Raw genomic sequence first — 289 nt, 5'->3', positions numbered from 1 at the left:
ATGAAAGGCGTTACCCGCCAGACGGGCATTATCAGCGATATTGATGAGGCGGTCGTGCGCGTCAGAGTCACTCTGCCGGAGTGCGATAACCTGCGCAGTAACTGGCTTGCGGTGCTGCAACGCAACACGCAGGACAACAAAGATTACTGGTTGCCGGATATTGGCGAACAGGTCGAAGTGCTGCTCGACGACAACGGCGAGGATGGGGTGGTGCTGGGCGCGGTTTACTCCAGCGTGGATACCGCGCCGCTGGCCTCGCGCGACAAGCGCTACGTGCAGTTTTCCGACG

General features: G+C 59.9%; 1 protein-coding gene. It reads left to right on the top strand.

The features are described 5' to 3' along the window. A partial coding sequence (locus J4G32_RS21035) for a phage baseplate assembly protein V (protein WP_210497636.1) occupies window positions 1–289 on the top strand: 289 nt, incomplete at both ends.

Origin of the sequence: Microvirga antarctica (assembly GCF_017921815.1) — a bacterium.
In the GTDB taxonomy this organism is placed as follows: Bacteria; Pseudomonadota; Alphaproteobacteria; order Rhizobiales; family Beijerinckiaceae; genus Microvirga; species Microvirga antarctica.
Note: the sequence above shows the minus strand (reverse complement) of the source record. Positions and strands in the feature narration are given on the sequence as shown.